At 35.0% G+C, this 18,077-nt stretch carries 20 protein-coding genes and 1 tRNA gene; 9 read left to right on the top strand and 12 right to left on the bottom strand.

What is annotated here, in order from left to right; genetic code table 11:
- Positions 1-8: 8 nt before the first annotated feature.
- Positions 9-1,028: an NAD-dependent epimerase/dehydratase family protein gene (locus MP477_RS13275; RefSeq protein ID WP_257190800.1), complete on the top strand. Its 1,020-nt coding sequence runs from the start codon at positions 9-11 to the stop codon at positions 1,026-1,028.
- Between the two features lie 22 nt (positions 1,029-1,050).
- Here the strand turns inward: MP477_RS13275 and MP477_RS13270 are convergent, their stop codons facing one another.
- The gene (locus MP477_RS13270) at positions 1,051-1,659 is read right to left on the bottom strand and encodes a hypothetical protein (RefSeq protein ID WP_257190799.1); all 609 of its coding nucleotides are present in this window, start codon (positions 1,657-1,659) and stop codon (positions 1,051-1,053) included.
- Between the two features lie 297 nt (positions 1,660-1,956).
- Between MP477_RS13270 and MP477_RS13265 the strand changes: the two genes are divergently transcribed.
- Together MP477_RS13265 and MP477_RS13260 are read left to right on the top strand one after the other, a co-directional pair.
- Complete coding sequence (locus MP477_RS13265; RefSeq protein ID WP_257190798.1) at positions 1,957-2,508, top strand: TetR/AcrR family transcriptional regulator; 552 nt, start codon at positions 1,957-1,959, stop codon at positions 2,506-2,508.
- 39 nt (positions 2,509-2,547) lie between these two features.
- Positions 2,548-3,960, top strand: a complete 1,413-nt coding sequence (locus MP477_RS13260; protein WP_257190797.1) for an MFS transporter — start codon at positions 2,548-2,550, stop codon at positions 3,958-3,960.
- A gap of 3 nt (positions 3,961-3,963) precedes the next feature.
- Here MP477_RS13260 and MP477_RS13255 read toward each other — a convergent pair whose 3' ends face one another.
- The 9 genes from MP477_RS13255 to MP477_RS13215 form a co-directional block, all read right to left on the bottom strand.
- The gene (locus MP477_RS13255; RefSeq protein ID WP_257190796.1) at positions 3,964-5,049 is read right to left on the bottom strand and encodes a serine hydrolase; all 1,086 of its coding nucleotides are present in this window, start codon (positions 5,047-5,049) and stop codon (positions 3,964-3,966) included.
- Positions 5,050-5,175: 126 nt separating this feature from the next.
- Positions 5,176-5,907, bottom strand: a complete 732-nt coding sequence (locus tag MP477_RS13250; RefSeq protein ID WP_230040536.1) for a class I SAM-dependent methyltransferase — start codon at positions 5,905-5,907, stop codon at positions 5,176-5,178.
- A gap of 80 nt (positions 5,908-5,987) precedes the next feature.
- Complete coding sequence (locus tag MP477_RS13245) at positions 5,988-6,188, bottom strand: YqaE/Pmp3 family membrane protein (RefSeq protein ID WP_257190795.1); 201 nt, start codon at positions 6,186-6,188, stop codon at positions 5,988-5,990.
- A gap of 29 nt (positions 6,189-6,217) precedes the next feature.
- Positions 6,218-6,601 (bottom strand): tetratricopeptide repeat protein, encoded by a 384-nt coding sequence (locus tag MP477_RS13240; RefSeq protein ID WP_230040533.1) that lies wholly within the window; start codon positions 6,599-6,601, stop codon positions 6,218-6,220.
- Positions 6,602-6,767: 166 nt separating this feature from the next.
- Positions 6,768-6,842, bottom strand: a tRNA-Lys gene (locus MP477_RS13235).
- A gap of 15 nt (positions 6,843-6,857) precedes the next feature.
- A complete protein-coding gene (locus MP477_RS13230; RefSeq protein ID WP_257190794.1) occupies positions 6,858-8,171 on the bottom strand; it encodes a hypothetical protein in 1,314 nt (437 codons plus the stop codon).
- Positions 8,172-8,194: 23 nt separating this feature from the next.
- Positions 8,195-8,884 carry a hypothetical protein gene (locus tag MP477_RS13225; RefSeq protein ID WP_257190793.1) on the bottom strand — a complete coding sequence of 230 codons (690 nt, stop codon included), beginning with the start codon at positions 8,882-8,884 and terminating at the stop codon, positions 8,195-8,197.
- 65 nt (positions 8,885-8,949) lie between these two features.
- On the bottom strand, positions 8,950-9,360 hold the full coding sequence (locus MP477_RS13220) for a hypothetical protein (RefSeq protein ID WP_257190792.1): 411 nt from the start codon (positions 9,358-9,360) through the stop codon (positions 8,950-8,952).
- A gap of 16 nt (positions 9,361-9,376) precedes the next feature.
- Positions 9,377-11,395, bottom strand: a complete 2,019-nt coding sequence (locus MP477_RS13215) for a M3 family metallopeptidase (protein ID WP_257190791.1) — start codon at positions 11,393-11,395, stop codon at positions 9,377-9,379.
- Positions 11,396-11,603: 208 nt separating this feature from the next.
- Here MP477_RS13215 and MP477_RS13210 point away from each other — a divergent pair, with 208 nt between their 5' ends.
- The 6 genes from MP477_RS13210 to rimM all read left to right on the top strand — a co-directional run bounded on the left by MP477_RS13210 (position 11,604) and on the right by rimM (position 15,241).
- A complete protein-coding gene (locus MP477_RS13210) occupies positions 11,604-12,134 on the top strand; it encodes an SRPBCC family protein (RefSeq protein ID WP_257190790.1) in 531 nt (176 codons plus the stop codon).
- Positions 12,135-12,285: 151 nt separating this feature from the next.
- Entirely contained in the window at positions 12,286-12,735 is a 450-nt protein-coding gene (locus MP477_RS13205) for a GreA/GreB family elongation factor (protein WP_230040521.1), read from the top strand.
- 42 nt (positions 12,736-12,777) lie between these two features.
- Positions 12,778-13,413 carry a DoxX family protein gene (locus tag MP477_RS13200; RefSeq protein WP_257190789.1) on the top strand — a complete coding sequence of 212 codons (636 nt, stop codon included), beginning with the start codon at positions 12,778-12,780 and terminating at the stop codon, positions 13,411-13,413.
- Positions 13,414-13,459: 46 nt separating this feature from the next.
- Positions 13,460-13,972: a nitroreductase gene (locus tag MP477_RS13195; RefSeq protein WP_257190788.1), complete on the top strand. Its 513-nt coding sequence runs from the start codon at positions 13,460-13,462 to the stop codon at positions 13,970-13,972.
- 144 nt (positions 13,973-14,116) lie between these two features.
- A complete protein-coding gene (locus MP477_RS13190; RefSeq protein WP_257190787.1) occupies positions 14,117-14,683 on the top strand; it encodes a 30S ribosomal protein S16 in 567 nt (188 codons plus the stop codon).
- A 15-nt stretch (positions 14,684-14,698) separates the two neighbouring features.
- Positions 14,699-15,241: a ribosome maturation factor RimM gene (gene rimM / locus MP477_RS13185; RefSeq protein WP_230040513.1), complete on the top strand. Its 543-nt coding sequence runs from the start codon at positions 14,699-14,701 to the stop codon at positions 15,239-15,241.
- Between the two features lie 278 nt (positions 15,242-15,519).
- Here rimM and MP477_RS13180 read toward each other — a convergent pair whose 3' ends face one another.
- A complete protein-coding gene (locus MP477_RS13180) occupies positions 15,520-16,434 on the bottom strand; it encodes an AraC family transcriptional regulator (RefSeq protein WP_257190786.1) in 915 nt (304 codons plus the stop codon).
- Between the two features lie 120 nt (positions 16,435-16,554).
- Positions 16,555-17,394: an SDR family NAD(P)-dependent oxidoreductase gene (locus MP477_RS13175; protein ID WP_257190785.1), complete on the bottom strand. Its 840-nt coding sequence runs from the start codon at positions 17,392-17,394 to the stop codon at positions 16,555-16,557.
- Positions 17,395-18,077: the final 683 nt, after the last annotated feature.

Here is an 18,077-nt window from a genome sequence, read left to right as displayed (position 1 = left end):
TTAATGTAATGACAGAGAATACTTTAAGCCTGGTTTCAGGAGCAAACGGGCACTTGGGAAATAATTTGGTGCGTTTTTTATTGCAGCAGGGAATTCCGGTACGGGCGACAGTACGGAATATAAGAAATAAAAAGCCCTTTGAAGGACTGGATTGTGAGGTAGTTCATGCGGATATAACTGATAAAGCATCATTTGTAAAAGCATTACAGGGTGTAGAGACATTTTATGCTGTAGGTGCTTCATTTAAATTATGGGCCCGGGATCCCCAAAAAGAAATCTATGATGTCAATATCAACGGAACACGAAATACCATTGAAGCAGCTGCAGAAGCAGGGGTAAAAAGAATAATCTATGTAAGCTCTATTGCCGCATTGAATTATACAAAACTCCCAGCTAAAGAAAGCAATGGCTACAATCCGGACAGAAGGGATATGTACTATAATTCTAAAAATGATGGTGAAAAACTTGCTTTTGAACTGGCTGCCAAGCTGGGAATAGAGCTTGTTTCTGTGATGCCTGCCGCTATGATAGGGAGTGAGGCATTTTCACCATTGAATGTTTCATATGGAGTTTTGAAACTTATTCTGAATAAAAAAATCCCTGTAGATACTAAAATAACCTTAAACTGGGTGGATGTAAAGGACGTTGCAGAAGGATGCTATCTTGCTGCCAAAAAGGGAAAACCCGGGGAACGTTATATTCTTGCTAATGAAAAATGCATGAGTATTACAGACACCACTATTTTAGCAAACAGGCTTTATCCTGAACTTGAACTTAAAATACCGGGTTCGGCCCCAAAAGGGATTTTGTTGGGTATCGCTGCCATCATGGAGTTTACAGCCTGGCTGGGTGGAAAGGCTCCGGTACTGACTAGAAAAGATATTGCCATGTTTTCAGGATTACAGCAGGATTTTGATATTTCCAAAGCAAGAAATGAATTAGGATTTAATCCCAAAAAACCAGAACAAGCTGTAAAAGACGCATTAATTTACCTGATGGAAAATCCCCAAATAGTAAAAGAGGTCTGAAACCTCTTTTATGACCATCATTTTAAAGCTGGATAATAGACCCTTTATAAAATTTTGTCATATCATACAGGTCATTGAAATAAAGCTGAAGATTAGTGCTATTTTGGATGTCAGGTTCTTTTAAATATAATTGGTTTTCGGCCAAAACATATAAATCCTGATGGTCAGTTTTTAAATAATCAGAAAGAATATTTTCCTGATCTTTATGAAGTAATGCGGTAACAAATATTCCGTAAATCAAAAACTTATTAAAATTCTGAGAGTTAACAATATAACCCATAGGCTGCTGAGCGTATTTTTCATAATCTGAAAGAATCTGCTGAAAACTTTGTACTTTATCATTAGATGGTATTTCGTAAAAAAGATCTATACCATGGATAAAAAGCTGTGTTTTAGTTTCTTCTGGATCTGAAGGATACTTATGACTGAACCATGAAAAGATGTTCATCATTTCTTCCCGGGTAAGCTCATCTACGGATTCTTTTATCTTTTCTTTAATCGTTTCAAGCTGGGCAGTATCGGTTGTTTGCAGGAAATTCATAATGCTCTCTTCTTCCTGACAGAGCTTATTGTATAAATTAATTTTAGCAATATTAGGGTTGGTTTTTATAAAATGAAGTTGTTCTGCCATATTTTTTTACCCAACATTTTTATGAATTTGGTAATTAAAGATACAAAATATGCAGATATTTCAATGAAAAAATAATATGTATTAAATTGTATTAATCAATCGTCTGATATAATGCTATTCTGTTTCCTTCGGAGTTTTCAAATTCTGTAGAGTAAAATCCTGTTTTTAGTCAATCCCAGTGAATACAACAGTTTTACCAGTACATTGACCAGACATTTTTACTGATAGAAAAAGAAAAGTTTAAAAAAAATAGATAGACCTATCTATTTTTTAATTAACTTTGTAAAAATTTTCAGGATGAAAAAAGAAAAAGTTAGAGACAGGATCATCAGGGTAGCTTCGGATCTTTTCTATAAACAAGGTTATAATTCGACCGGGATTAATCAGATTATTGCAGATGCTGATATTGCAATTGGTTCTCTGTATAATCATTTTTCATCCAAGAAAGAGCTCTTACATGCCTATCTTATTAAAGAAGAGCTGACCTGGTTTGAAGGTGTTGAAAAATGTGTTGAAGGAATTTCCCATCCTAAAGAAAAAATAGAGGCTTTAATAGATTACAGGATAAAGCTTCAAAAATCTTCCAGGTTTTCCGGATGTCATTTTATTAAAATTATCTCCGAAATAGGCGACACTAATCCCATTGTGTCCGATTTTGTAAAGAAACACAAAGAAAAACAAAAAGAGCTTATTAGAACATTGGTGGAACAAAGTGAGCTACCGGATACTGATCTTGTGGCAGAAACTATTTTTCTACTTATTGAGGGCGCTGTTGTTACCTCAACCATCCATAAAAATACGGACTCTTTCGATCATGCTAAAAAAATTATTCAGGGAATTCTTGACTAATTTTTTTGGCATTTAAAAAATAGATATATCTATATAATTATGAATTCTAAATACTTGAAATTGTTGATTGTACTTTCGGGGCAATTACTAACCATTATGGATATTTTTATTATTAATGTATCCATTCCTTCTATCCAGCGGGATATTCATGCCTCCAATGGAGAAATGCAGCTGATGATCTCCTCTTATCTTATTGGGTTTGCTTCTTTTCTTATTACAGGAGGAAGAATGGGGGATCTGTATGGCAGGAAAAAGGTCTTCATATTAGGGTTGATGTTTTTTATGCTGAGCTCTGTAGGCTGTGGGATTTCAGGCAGTTCCGGACAACTCATCACCGCCCGTTTTATACAGGGAGTAAGCGCTGCTTTGATGGCTCCTCAGGTTCTGTCTATGATACAGATCCTGTTCCCGGGTCATGAAGAAAGAACAGAAGCGATGGGATGGTACGGAATAACCATTGGTATCGGAACGATTGCAGGACAGTTTTTCGGAGGCTATTTTTCATCATTATCCTTTATGCAGGAGCCCTGGAGGCTGATCTTTCTGATGAATGTGCCCATCTGCATTTTATCTGTTTTTTTAAGCATAAAAATATTGGATGAATCTAAAACCCCGGTAAAAAATACCTTTGATATTTGGGGTGTTACAGCTCTTTCTGCCGGCCTTTTTTGTTCTACATACGCTTTAACGATGTCTGAACACGAGGGAGTTACTGTCAGAAGTATGGTCCTTCTTCTTATCTCAGGCTGTATTCTTACTTATTTTATTAAAAATCAGAAAGGAAAAATGAAAAAAGAACGTCCTTACCTAATTGATTTTCAACTGTTCAGATATAAGAATTTCAGCCTGGGAATCTGGGCGGTGGTCTTTTTTTTTATCATGCTTGATTCCTATTTTTATATTGTCTCCCTTTTTTTTCAGGATGGATTAGGAATCAGTCCGCTGAATGCCGGTGAGATTATTGTTTTTCAAGGGTTAGGTTTTATTTTGGCTTCTCTTTTTTCTGCAAAACTGGTTTTAAAATACGGAAAGAATATATTACTTGGGGGCTTGGGGCTGATCATCAGTATTCTTATTGTACAGACTTTTTTATTCAATACACAAACACCTTTTTATCTTTTTTATCTCCTGTTGTTTTTACATGGAGTAGGAGTAGGATCTGTTATTCCTTCCCTTGCCAATATGGCATTGTCAGGAATTTCTGAAACCCTTGTGGGGAATGCATCCGGGGTGTATAATACTTTTCAGCAGGTGGCAGCGATCATCGGAATTATTGCAGTGGGCGGTGTTTTTTATTATTTTCTGGGAGAGCAGCCGTCACAGCAGGATTATCATGATGCTTTTTTAATGGCTATTGTCATCAATATTGTATGTCTGGTTTTTGTGGCAGCCTCTATTTTTATGCTTCCTGAGCATATCCTCCCGAAAAATAAGATGATAAAGAATCATTAAGCACTATTTTGAATGGTCTGAAGCAATTTTAGCCATATTTCGGGTGATTTCAGTCGGTGAATGGCAGTCACAGTTGCTGAAACCGATCACATACATATCTTTACCCGGAATGTAAATACCCATACTTTTGAATCCAAAAATGCTTCCGCCGTGCTCCCGGTCCGGAATGCCATTAGTATCTTTCAGATGCCATCCATATCCATAAGTAAATTCTTCACCGGAATTGAGTTTGTACTTTTGAAATGCCTTTTGGGTTTCTTTACTGTTTAACAGAATATTCTGGTTTAAAGCCTGCTGCCATTTCAGCATATCATCCACAGTGGACATTAATGAGCCTGAAGAAAAAGGAACACTAAAGCTGATTATTGTTTTGTTGACAAATCCAGATTCTTTCTTATGATATCCATAAGCCCTTTTGGGAATAAGTTTTCTATCAGAAGCATAATAGGAATTCGACATTCCTGTCTTGTCAAAAATATTTTTCTTGATGAAATTTTCATAAGTATCTCCTGAAATAAGTTCTATAATATATCCTAAAATCACATAACCGGAGTTATTGTATTCAAATTTTTCTCCCGGAGTAAAATCAACAGGTTCATTTTTGAAAAAATCTACCATTTCTGAAGGTTTCATTTCTTTCTGGGCAATGCCGGAAAGAGATTTCATCTTTGTAAAATCCTTAATTCCTGAAGTATGGGTCAGAAGATGATGGATACTTATTTGGTCTCCCCCAGGATAATCTTTGAGATATTTTGAAACAGGATCATCTACAGAAAGTTTCCCCTGCTGTTCCAGCATCAGAATGGCTACTGCTGTAAACTGCTTGGTCATTGATCCGATTTGAAAAACCTGGTCCGGGGACATATTGACATTAAGCTCCAGATTGGCTTTTCCAAAAGCTTTCCGATAAAGGGACTTTCCATGTTGGGTGATCATAAATACACCTCCCGGCTCATTTTTATTTCCAAATTCAGTTTGAATCAGGCTGTCAATTTTCTTTTCAACCTTTTTTTCAAGGGCTTGAGCACCCATCTGACTGCTAAAGAATACAAGTAGTATAAGAGCGGTTATAAGTTTTTTGATAATCATATTGATTTGTATTATGCTATACAAAGATATAAATTATTTTTATTACCATGTTATACAAAATAGTAATTTGTGTTTTTTAATGATTTAAAATAAGATAATGATTTTCAAAGGTATTGAAGAGAGGATTTATTTTTCTACAGATATTAATAGCATCATTGGTCTGCGAAGTTCCTCTTTCATTTCCGGAATTTCCTTCAGCATGGTGTGACTAGGCTCAGGTTCAATAATTTCTCTGATCTTAAAACCGTGCTTTAATAAAGTATTGAGATAAGAGGTTAAAGTCCTGTGGTATTTGATGACATTTTCTCCTAAAAAGGTGGTGTTTCTTTTCCCTTCGATAAAATACCGGTCAACGGGCCAGCAGACTTTTTCCCCATCTTTATCGTATACCCAATCCTGGCCTCCTTCAGCAGTAAAAACAGGATGTTCTACTGAAAACACAAAACGGCCTCCTGAAACCAGCCAATGATAAATATTTTGAGCAAGAGCCTCAAATGATTCCACATAATGAAGGGTCAGCGAACTTAAAATAAGGTCAAATTTTTCAGCAGGATATTCCACATCTTCCAATGCTTTTCTTTCATAGTGAATACCTTCCAGGTTGTTGATCTCTTTAGCTTTAGCAAGCATTTTCTCCGAAAGGTCAATCCCAATAACAGATTTTGCCCCATTTTCCATAGCATAGCGGCAGTGCCATCCGAATCCACAACCCAGATCGAGGACCTTTTTTTCTTTACAATCTGGTAGCATATTTTTCAGAGCATGCCATTCTCCTGCTCCTTCTAAGCCTAATTGTGACCGTAGCATCTGTTCATACTGGTCAAAAAAAGCCGGGTTGTCGTATTTATTTTCTTTCATAAGGATAGAATTGGGTTTATTGTGAGCAGATGCCTGAAGTCAAATTACAGTAATTATTTAAAAAATTATATGAAATGACTTTACTTTTGAGTGTTGCGCATGGCTTTAATGAGCCTGTCTGTTCTCTTATCTGCTCTGGCATTATTTAAAGAAACAACCGCCCATATAGCAGCGGGAAGCCAGCCGATTAAGGTAATCTGTAAAATCAGGCAGATAATTCCGGTGATGATTTTTCCACGAACCATAAAGGATAAGAAGGGAAGTAAAATGGCTAGTAACATGGTGTAAGGTTTTAATTAATAATAAATTTCTAATGAGACTGAGGATCAAAATAGGCTTTAAAAGTAAGTGGATCTTCAATCTTATCTTCCACTTCTTCAAGATATTCTAAATATTCTTCCTGATGTTTTTCCATATAAATAAGTACAACGGCAAGATTCACATATAAATTTTTGTCGTTTGAACCTAAATCTAATGCCTTCTTTAAATAGTGCAAAGCCGTTTCATTTTCTCCCATATCAGAATAAATAGCTCCAATATTGATTAAAGCGGATGTGTTTTCTGGCTCAATAAGTAAAATTTCATCCAGTTCTTTGATTAATAAATCATTTAAAGTATCCCAATGGTCTTCATTCTCCCATCTTTTAGCCTGGAGTTTTTTTACATTTTCTAATCTTGATGTTATATTGCTCATTATTTAAAATTACAGAATGAATACTTATGTTGTAATCTACAAATTTAGCTTTCTTAAAATAAATCTTTTAGGGTTTTGTGGGTGAGAAGAAGTTGATTAGTACTTTTGTTAAAAAGAATTAAACGAGATACATTTTTGATTGAATCCTGAACTATTTTAAAAAATCAGGATAGGTACAGGGCTCGAACCTGCGTCATCCCGGGTGAAGAGCCGGGTGCTCTACCACTGAGCTAACCTATCCTTTTATTTTTTCTTTTCAGAGTTTTCCTGAAAAATATTTATTCTGTCTCAAAATTTTGGACAAAAAAGGATTGGTAACCATTACCCCATGTACCAGTTCCGGTGTTGGCTTAAACTGACTGACTTCCTGAAGTCGTGGAGCGATCCAGCCTGAGTTCTCCGGATCAATACCTGCTTCTTTACACGCATTCACAATCATTTCCTTATTGCAAAAAATTCTTTCCTGAAAAACTTCCCAGGGTAAAGGTACTATATTCCATACTTCCGTATTAGGATCAATCTTTCCACCGGTAGAGAGATGCCATGCAATAACATCGGCAGCCATCAGACGCATTACCTTTCCAAAGCAGATGTCGTCAAGAATAGAATCCATACCTAATGCATAAATGAGATTCATCCAGTTGTCTCTGGCTTTATTCCAGGCACCGACTGTATTGTTCCAGGTCGTAGAATCGTTACCTTTCTTTACAGCCATTGTTTTTCTGTTAATATCATTTTCATTCCAGAGTTCTTCAAGAAATGTTGAGATGTCCTCAAGAATAACCGTCCATTTTCCTAAGAGTTTACCTTTTTGCTCATCGGTCAGATGCAGCAAAACTTCTTTGTCTGAATAAATATAGGAAATAGCCAACCAATTTGTTTCTTCAGAATATATTTTACATCTATTGAACAGCATTTCGCATATTTCGTCGAACGGTCTGTCCTGGCTATGATTGGTAAATACATTTCTTAGATTACTGCGGGCATTAAAATAAGCAATAAAGCAGGCTGCATTTAAATCACTGCTAAAATCCTCAAAACTGATGGTATGGGAAAGACCATGTTTGGCAATTTTTTGAAGCTCTATTTTTTTCGATTCATGAATGAATTTATGAAGTCTTATTTCAATACGTTTTAGAAGCCTCCATTTCTTATTGTAATTTCTTTTGGAAATATCCAATCCTGCTAGTTTTCGCAAATCTTTATTCAGACGGTCACTTTTGAAATCATTCTGACCCACTATTTTGTGGATCAATGGTGAAGCTTCATTCAGAAACGTTTCAATTTTGTCTGTTGTGTTGTAACCTGAATTTTCTTTTTCATTAACTTTAAAGATCTCAATAGCTTTTTTGATTTGCTTTTCTGCTCCTATCGCAGTGCTAAATGTTTGCAGCATTGAAGTATAGCCATGAACACTGTTCTTTAGGGAACGACTGGCTGCCTTATTTAAAGTGGTAAGCTGATGAACTGCTAAATGGTTTTTCATCAACTCAACGATCATTTCCGCAACATCTTCGGGACGAAGGCGAGCGTCTAAGGTGTTGTAAAGTTGTTTTACATTCAGCATCATGATTTTAATATATTTATCACTTTTTAACGAAATTCTATGTTTATTTGATTAAGATCTTCTTCTTTGGTTTCAATCAATTTACCATATAAGTCTGTATAAGTAGCTTTAAGCTTATATCCTCCAATTTTCTCCCTAATTTCATTAAATATTTTTAGTTTTTCAATATAATCAAATCCCTTAGAGTCTTCTGTTATGGAGATTTCTAAAATTTTCATAAAACCATCTTTTGAAATAATATTTTGATCACTACTTTTTCTTCCTGAATATGCATATACAGCAGGAAGAGAAAGGCTATTAATTAACTCATAAAAATCAGCAACTTCCTTTTTTTCAATTTCATTATATGTTTTAAATTCATTAATGATTAAAGGTCCTACCCCCACATTATGAAGATGGATTTTCAAAGAGTTTTTAGATAATTCAAAAGAGAATAAACCTAAAGGCCTAACATTCTCATACATAATGTTTTTGCTTCTATTATCTTCAATACTAGAAATTTTTAAAGTTAAATAACCTACTAATACTAAATTGAAAATAGTTAAGATTGGATTTAAAACTCCTCCAAAATAATCTCCAAATTGTCCCCATTTTTCAGGATCTTTTGAAATTCCATTGCCAGCTAAATTACAAGCATATACTCCAACAACAATTAGTATACACATTACGACAAACACTAATATTGTTGAGAGAAAGTCTTTTGTTTCTTTATCCATTATGATTATTAGTTTTTTACTTACTCGAAATTCTTTTCTCTGAAGGGAATAAAGGCAATATATCTTTAAATCAATTCTTCTAACATTTTATTTGTTTTCATCAGTTTCCCCTGAGGAATTTGATGATTAAGATAAGTAAAAAATAAATTGGTCACCCATTTATTTTCAATATGGTGAATATAATAAGCACTGATCAGTCCGAAATCATCAGAAATATAAGCCGGTAAGTCTGATGGTCCTATCATTCTGAATGTTGATATGAAAATTTCCTTTCGGATATTGCTTACCTGATCTTCTGTTTCTTCGTCAGTTATTTTTTCGTCAATCGTTTGATAGGCTTTCATCCATACATCCGAAAATTCAGGAAGATCTCTTTTATCCAGAAGATCATCAATGTATTCAGTATTTACATGAATGAAAGCTGTTTTTAAGGCATCCTTAAAAACAGCTTCAAATTGATTAAGTTCTTGTATCATATTCAAGAAATAGAGATTATCCGAAAGCTCTTTTCAATAAGCTCTCTACTTTTGGTTCACTACCTCTGAAATCTTTATACAGTTCCATGGGATCTTTCGTTCCGCCGGAGGAAAGAAGGACTTTGTACTGAGCTGCAATCTCCGGATTGAAAATTCCGTTTTCTTTAAAATACTGGAAAGCATCAGCATCCAGTACTTCTGCCCATTTGTAAGAATAATATCCCGCAGAATATCCACCCTGAAAAATATGGGAGAAACTTGGGCTCATTGCTGTTTCAGAATTCGTAGGGTAAAGTGTAGTTGCCTGGGTATATTTATCTTCAAACTCCTTTACCGTCTCATGTGCTAATTCTCCAACTTTAGTATGGTAATTCATATCCAGAAGCCCGAACCCAATCTGTCTCAGGGTTTGATATCCTTCCATAAAGTTTTTAGACTGTTCAATCTTTTCAATTTTTTCATCAGGAAGAACTTCACCCGTTTTGTAATGCTTCGCAAAAGTTTTTAAGAACTCAGGTTCATAGCAGAAATTTTCCAGGAATTGGGATGGAAGCTCCACGAAGTCCCATTTTACAGAAGTCCCCGAAAGAGAAGGATATTGCGTATTGGCCATCATTCCGTGAAGAGCATGTCCAAATTCATGGAATAAAGTAGTCACCTCCTGGAATGTTAATAGACTAGGAGTGTCCTTTGTTGGTTTACTGAAATTGCAGACAATAGAAATATGCGGACGTGAATTTTCCCCGTTCTGTTGATATTGATTTTTGTAGCTTGTCATCCATGCACCTGCTCTTTTACCCTTTCTTGGGAAATAGTCAACGTAAAGCAGAGATTTATAAGTGCCATTTTCTTTTACTTCATATACCTTTACTTCTTCATGGTATTTCGGAATATCATTTCTTTCCTCAAATGTTAATCCGAAAAGTTTTCCAGCCAATCCAAAAACAGCATCCTGTACCTGATTTAAAGGGAAATAAGGCTTCAGTTCTTCGTCATTCAGGTCAAATTTCTGTTTACGAAGTTTTTCAGCGTAAAAAGCATGGTCATAACCTTGCATATCCTCAATACCATCAGCTTTAGCCAATAGTTTTAATTCTTCGATTTCTTTATCAGCGTAAGGTTTTGCTTTGGTTAAAAGTTCATTTAAGAAATCAAAAACCTTCACCGGTGATTTGGCCATTCTTTCTTCAAGAACAAAATCAGCATAATCCTTATACCCTAGAAGCTCAGCTTTTTGCTGTTTTAAAGTTAAAAGTTCTTTGATCATATTTTGGTTATCAAACTCACCACCATCAAAAGATTTTTTGCCATTGGCCAATGCCAGTTCCTTTCTCAGTTCACGGTTTTCCGCATAAGTCATGAACGGGATATAGCTTGGATATTGCAGCGTAACAACCCAGCCTTCCAGATTTCTCTCTTTGGCTTCCTCTGCATATTGATCAATAATAGCTTCAGGGATACCTGCCAAATCTTCTTTATGGGTAATGTGCTTGAAATAAGCATTGGTAGAAGCTAATACATTTTGTCCGAACTGCAGGGATTTTAGAGAAAGATCCATGCTGATCTTTTTTAATTTTTCCTTGTCCTCTTCATTCAATAAAGCACCACTTCTTACAAAACCTTTATAGGTTTCATTCAAAAGCATTTTTTGTTCTTCATTGAGGTTATATTTTTCCTTTTCGTCGTATACTTTTTTAATTTTACTGAAAAGAGCTTCGTTCTGAGAAATCTTTGAAGAATATTCCGTTAAAATAGGAGAAACTTCCTGAGCAATCTGCTGGATTTCATCACTTGTTTCTGCGGAATTTAAATTGAAAAATATATTGGAAACAACATCCAGCTGCTCGCCAGAATACGCTAAAGCTTCAATTACATTTTCAAAAGTAGGTGCCTCAGGATTATTAACAATTGCATTGATCTCCTCCTCAGATTTTTGGATTAATTCTTTAAAAGCAGGAAGATAATCTTCATTTTTAATCGAAGTAAACGGTGCAGAATGATATGGAGTGTTAAATTTCTCAGTTAAAATATTCATTTTTTGATTTTAATTAAAGTTAAATGTAGTAATTCATCAGGAATCACAGCTCAAAAGCTCAAAAATAATGCCTGAATAACAAGTTATGACAAAAATACTTATCTTTAAATAATCTTGTCATATGGAAAGTGGGGGTGATGGTAGAATATTTAATTTTGAAGACAGATTTAAACATTGTCAGGAAATAAATAACCCAAATATATAAACTATGAAAACACTCTTAAAAATTATCGGAATCATCATTCTGTTGATTGTTGTATACGCTGTTATCGCAATGCTGGCTTTCAGCAAAGACTATCATTTTGAAAAATCTGTTGTTATTAAAGCTCCAAAAGAAAAAGTATGGTCACATGTAGGTTCTTTAAAAGAATATAATGTATGGGATCCTTTTTCCAAAGCAGATAAAAATATAGTGATTACGTATTCAGGCGATGGTGATAAAATAGGAGATTCCTATCACTGGAAAGGAGATAAAAATGTGGGCGAGGGAGAACAGGCGATTACTGAAATGGTACCTAATGAAAAAATGGTCACCAAACTTCACTTTATCCAGCCTTTTGAAGGAAATGCCAAAAGTACCTTTATACTAACACCTGAGGGTAATGGAACAAAAGTAACCTGGATGATTGATAATGAACTCAATACAATGATGAAGATTATGAAGCCTATGATGGATAATAATATGAATAAAATGTTTGGACAGGGACTTGATGGCCTGAAACAGATATCAGAAAAATAAAACATAAGCCTTGTAAATCTTACAGGGCTTTTTTATTGCATTAGAGATTGGTACCTACGATGTTGGGATAGGGGACATTTGTTTTTTTATGAAGAAATGAAAATATAAATTATTATGAGAAAAATATTATCTTTATATAAAGATTCGATTTATGGAGAAGATTGTATTTGAAAAAAGTGATATCAGAGACTTCGTAAAAACTACCATTACAGAGAAAATTGAAAAACTTAAAAAATTTATTGAGTTTACTCTGGAAGCAAGCCGTGACATCAAAAAAACTCCGAAATATGACAGCATGAGAGAAGAAATGCAGGAGGAAATTTACCAGATGCAGCGACAATTGGGAGCTTTGAATGATCTTAAAAGAAATATGGCAAAAGTTCTTAACACAAGTACAGAAAGAGCACAGCTGGGATCATTGGTGATTACCAATAAAGCCCGTTTTTATATTTCAGTTTCATTAGGTGAATTCTTTTTTGAAGGAGACCGTTTCTACGCCATTTCACCCGAAAGTCCAATGGCAAAAAAGATAATGGGGATGAGGGCCGGAGATGAATTTGTACTAAATAAAATTCATCAAAAAATAGTGGAAGTACTCTAAGAAGGGACCTTAATGATGAAACCATAACTATCCACAATACCCATGAAATTCGGTAATTTAAGAACAAACAGAATCAATCAATGGATCATTATCCATTTGCGTTATCTGGTGGGCTTCGCTTTTTTGCCATCAGGATTAACCAAATTAATAGGGAATAGGTTCACCCGTATTTCAACAGAAAATCCAATAGGTTACTTTTTTGAAGCATTGTACCAATCCGGTTTCTACTGGAACTTTTTAGGATGGGCACAAGTGATCACAGGAGTTTTACTGATGACCCAGCGTTATGCGACTCTTGGGGTCTTAGTATTTTTCGCAATATTAACTAATATCTGGGTGATTACACTTAGTCTTTCATTCTCCGGAACCTGGATAATCACTTCTTTAATGATGCTTGCTGTTTCTATTTTATTGATATGGGACGGGCATAAATTGCTTCCAATTTTTAATTACAACAAATCGGGTATCGTTAAGGAATATCCTGATCCCGGCCCTATCTGGATTATTGCAGGAATGATATATGCTTTCAGCTTTATTGTGCTGTATATGCTGGATCCGTTATACGGAGCTGTATATGAAAAATGGCTGGTTAAAGTGTTTGCCGCAGCGATTTTGCTGACCTTCATTATAAGCAATTACAAAGCATACAAAAATCATAGGTTGGCATTAAAAACCTGATCTTTTAAATGCCGGAGATTGGATCTCATATTGTAAATTTGCAGTTATGAACAAAGCAGAAATAGTAAAAGAAATCATAGAACAGAGGAGAAGTACTTTTCCAAAAGATTATACAGACGCAGAAATTTCCCAGGAGGTTATTGATGAAATTCTAAGTTCGGCAACATTTGCACCCAATCACAAACGTACAAAACCTTGGCGTTTCAAAATATTTAAAGGGGAAGAAAAGGCAAATCTGGCTTCAGAAATGCAGGCTATCTATAAAACTACGCAGCCCGAACAGCTTTTCTTAGAGAAAAAATATAATGATATCGGTTTTAAAATCAACAAAGCTGATGTGGTAGTTTCCATTGTTGTTAATTTCAGCGGAATGGTTCCGGAATGGGAAGAGGTTGCAGCTACCTCAATGGCTGTTCAGAATATGTATCTTACCTGTACGGCCCATAATATAGGATGCTACTGGAGCTCTCCAACAATTGTTGACCTTCTGAAGGAATCTTTAACCATAGAGGAAAACCAAAAGTGTTTAGGGCTTTTCTATATGGGAAAAGTGGATTAATGAATCATTTTTGATGAGGTGATAATGAATGAGTGAAAAAAATATCAAATTATCCCATTTTCAAATTACCAAATTGAAAAATTTGTTTTATCTTTGCACTCTTAAATATTTAACTGGGACGAGTTCCCGTAAAATTCAAACATTATGTCAGTAAAAATCAGATTACAAAGACACGGTAAAAAAGGTAAGCCTTTTTTCCACATCGTGGTTGCAGATTCTAGAGCAAGAAGAGATGGTAGATTCATCGAAAAACTAGGAACTTACAACCCAATTACTAACCCTGCAACTATTGAATTAAACGTTGATTCTGCTGTACAGTGGTTAAACAATGGTGCTCAGCCTACTGATACTGCCAGAGCTATCCTTTCTTACAAAGGTGCCCTTTACAAAAAACACTTACAAGGTGGTGTAGCTAAAGGTGCTTTTGACGAAGCTGAAGCTGAAAAAAGATTTGCTGCTTGGGTAGACGCTAAAGATGCTAAAGTACAAGGTAAAGTAGAAGGTTTATCTAAAGCTCAGGCTGACGCTAAGAAAGCTGCTTTAGATGCTGAAGTTAAAGTAAACGAAGCTAGAATTGCTGCTGTTGCACAAGCTGATGCTGATGCTAAAGCTGCTGAGGAAGCTGCTAACGCACCTGCTGAAGAAGTTGTTACTGAAGCTACAGAAGGAGAAGCTCCTGCTGCTGAAACTGAAGAAAACACTGAAGCTTAATAAACAAATCCTGTTATGCGTAAAGAAGATTGCTATTTTTTAGGTAAAATCACACGCAGACATGGACTTGCGGGTAACGTTATCCTTAAATTGGATACCGATCAGCCCAAGCTTTACAATAAATTGGAATCAATATTCGTTGAAATCAACGGATTATTGGTTCCATTTTTTATTGAAAAATCCTCCTGGAGCAAATTAGATGCTTTAAATCTTGCTTTTAAAGGCTCCTCAGAATCTCTGGTAGATCAGGTTTTAGGTAAAAGTGTTTACCTTCCGCTTGCTACCCTTCCTCCACTTTCAGGAAAACAATTCTATTATCACGAAATAATAGGGTACAATATCCTTGATGAAAATGATAACGACTGTGGAGTAATACGATCTGTAAACGATCAGACTGCCCAAAATTATTTCATTCTTGGATTTGAAGGCCGTGAAATTGTGATCCCTCTTATCAAAGACTGGATCCTGGAGGTAAACAGAGAAGAGAGATTTATTAAAATGCAATTGCCGGAAGGCCTGATGGACGTTTTCCTTGTTCCGTCAAAAAAAGATGAATAATCTGTTTTCAGAAATTATATCTGAACTTATTCTCTTTCCTGTTTACTTACTAAGAAATATTTCCCTGAACTTTTTTGTATAGGACCAGAAACAATAGTTTTATGTATATGATCAATGCTGTGCTCCGATGCGGAACCATGACTTCAAAAGCTTAAAATATAACTAATTCCCAATTGCCGGGAGTAAATATTTCTGTACAATTTTATCAGTCTGGGGATGGGTGTATGACGTATTATAGGCTCTTGCTACAGGGACATTTCTGGTGATCTATGAAAAATCTAGTTAAATAACTTTCTGAATTCTCCCGGAGACTGATTCGTCTTCTGTTTGAAGAGTTTGCTGAAAGACTGTGGATGTTCAAATCCCAGTTCATAAGCAATTTCACTCACAGATAAACTTGTAGTACTCAAACGTTCTTTAGCAGAATCAATTAATTTATTCTGAATATGCTGCTGTGTGTTTTGCTGAGTATGAAGACGAAGCAATGTCCCAAGATAATTGGGGGAGATATTCATCTGTTCGGCAATACATTTCACAGAGGGAATGCCATTTTCGAGGAGATTTCCGCCTTCAAAATATTGAGAAAGAATATCTTCAAATTTAAATAACAATTCGTGACTTGACTTTTTTCTGGTAAAAAATTGCCGTTCATAAAAACGTTCAGAATAAATCAGTAATAATTCAATCTGAGCAATGATAAGCTCCTGCGTAAATCTGTCGGTGTTTGACTGATATTCTCTTTCAATATTTTTAAGAATATTAACAAGGATTTCCTCTTCTTTATCAGAAAGGAAAAGAGCCTCCTTCACCTGATAACTAAAGAAGTCATAAGTTTTTATTTTTTTGGTTAATGAAGTATTCCACAGAAAATCAGGATGAATAAGCAATAAAAATCCGGTAGGCTCCACTTTAACATCGGGATTGATTTCAAGGCTTAAAAACTGCTGTGGTGAAACAAAACACAGCACTCCGGAATCGAAATCATATTGCTGTTGTCCATAATTGAATTTTGGACTGACATTCTTTTTCAAACCAATTGAATAAAAATTCTGAATCCATTTCAGTTCTTCATAATCTACAGCATAACGCACTTTGCTGTAATCTATTAAACTGATCAGCGGATGTTCAGGATTCGACAGACTACAGAAAGCATGAAAATCTGAAATAGAGTTAAAGCGGACAGGCTGTTTCATAATAGCGAAGTTAATTGTTTTTTGTAAAAAGTATAATCAATGGTTTTAGAAAACCTTTAGCTCCAATCTGACCAACTTTTGTAGGACATCTGAACGGAGCTGAAGGTCATTATTACAAGGTTAAATCGCTGTTGAAACTGTCAGATGTTCCCATTTTTCAGCATCTTTCTTTAAAATATCAATTTTATTATTCAGAAACTCCACCGTTCCTACACCTAATAATAAATGTACCGGAGGATTTTTCTCTTTACTGATCTGGATCAGGACGTCAGCTGCTTTTTCAGGATCATTAGGCTGGTTTCCATTGATTTCATTAAGATGAGCCTGTTCTGAATTTCTTGCCGCTTCATAAGCTTGAATAGGATTAGAAGGCGTTTTTGCAGAGTCTTTAGTTAAAAAATCTGTACGGAAATATCCAGGATAAACAACGGTAGCGTGAACTCCGAAGTCTTTCACTTCTTCAGCCAATGCCTCTGTAAATCCGGCAACAGCAAATTTTGTAGAACAATAGATTCCCCAGCCCGGAAAATTGGCGGAATATCCGCCTACCGAAGATATATTGAAGATATTTCCTGATCTTTGTTTACGGAGATAAGGCATGGCATTTCTGATCACATTCAATGTTCCGAAAACATTCACGGCATAATTTTCTCTTGACTCTTCATCAGTAAGCTCTTCAAGGGTTCCGATTTGTCCGTAGCCTGCATTGTTGACAACCACATCGATTCGTCCAAAATGATCAACTGTTTTTTCAATGGCAGATTTTATGTCGTTGTTGTCTGTGATGTTGACGCTCAATGGAAGGAAATTTTCTGAAGTTTCTCCAATGGTTGAGAAAAGGGATTCAACGGTTCGGCTGGTGGCAGCAACCTGAAATCCTTCGGATAGTAATTTTTTTACCAACTCAAATCCTAAACCTTTTGAAGCTCCTGTTACGAACCATACTTTTTTTGTTTCCATTTTTAAATAATTTCTTTGTTTAAATGATGATACAAAGATGGAAACTTGCGAAAAGGAAAATGTATCCAAATCGGGGAATGATGTATCTAAATCGTGGATGATGATTATATCTGCTTCAAATTTCTAAATTTATTCTGCGGTTAACAGATTATTAATACTTGAGAATTTTGAATATAAAATATCCCACATTATAGAATATTATATAAAAATAAAGCGAAGAAAATTGATAAATGATAAGTTGAACTGTTAGAAAAAAGAATAGAACTGCTATTTTTTATGAAGTGGAAATAAAATAGTGAGATAAATGTGAATTGATATTAAAGCATTGGTTTCTAGTTATTTGTTATTTTTTAATTCATGAATTTAGGTATATAAATTTATGAATCTATAGAGTATTCACTTGGATCATCACATCGGTTTATGCATCTTTGCTTCAAGGTAAAAACACAGCATTTATATTTTTGTATGTGTACAGTACAAAAATGTAAATATTAAAATCCTACGTGAGTTAATGAATGAATTAAAAAGTTAGAGTAGTGATCACCAAAAGTAATTTATTATGTTGTAAGTAAACAAAGTTTGTTTGAAACCATTAACGATGTCAGGGAATGAATTCTAAGTGAATAAGACAGAGCTAATGATGAACTTGAGGAATCAGAATTATCATTTAAAAACTAAAAACT

Origin of the sequence: Chryseobacterium sp. WG23 (assembly GCF_024586575.1) — a bacterium.
Lineage (GTDB): Bacteria > Bacteroidota > Bacteroidia > Flavobacteriales > Weeksellaceae > Chryseobacterium.
The sequence above is the reverse complement of the archived record's forward strand: the minus strand, read 5'-3'. Positions and strand labels throughout refer to the sequence as shown.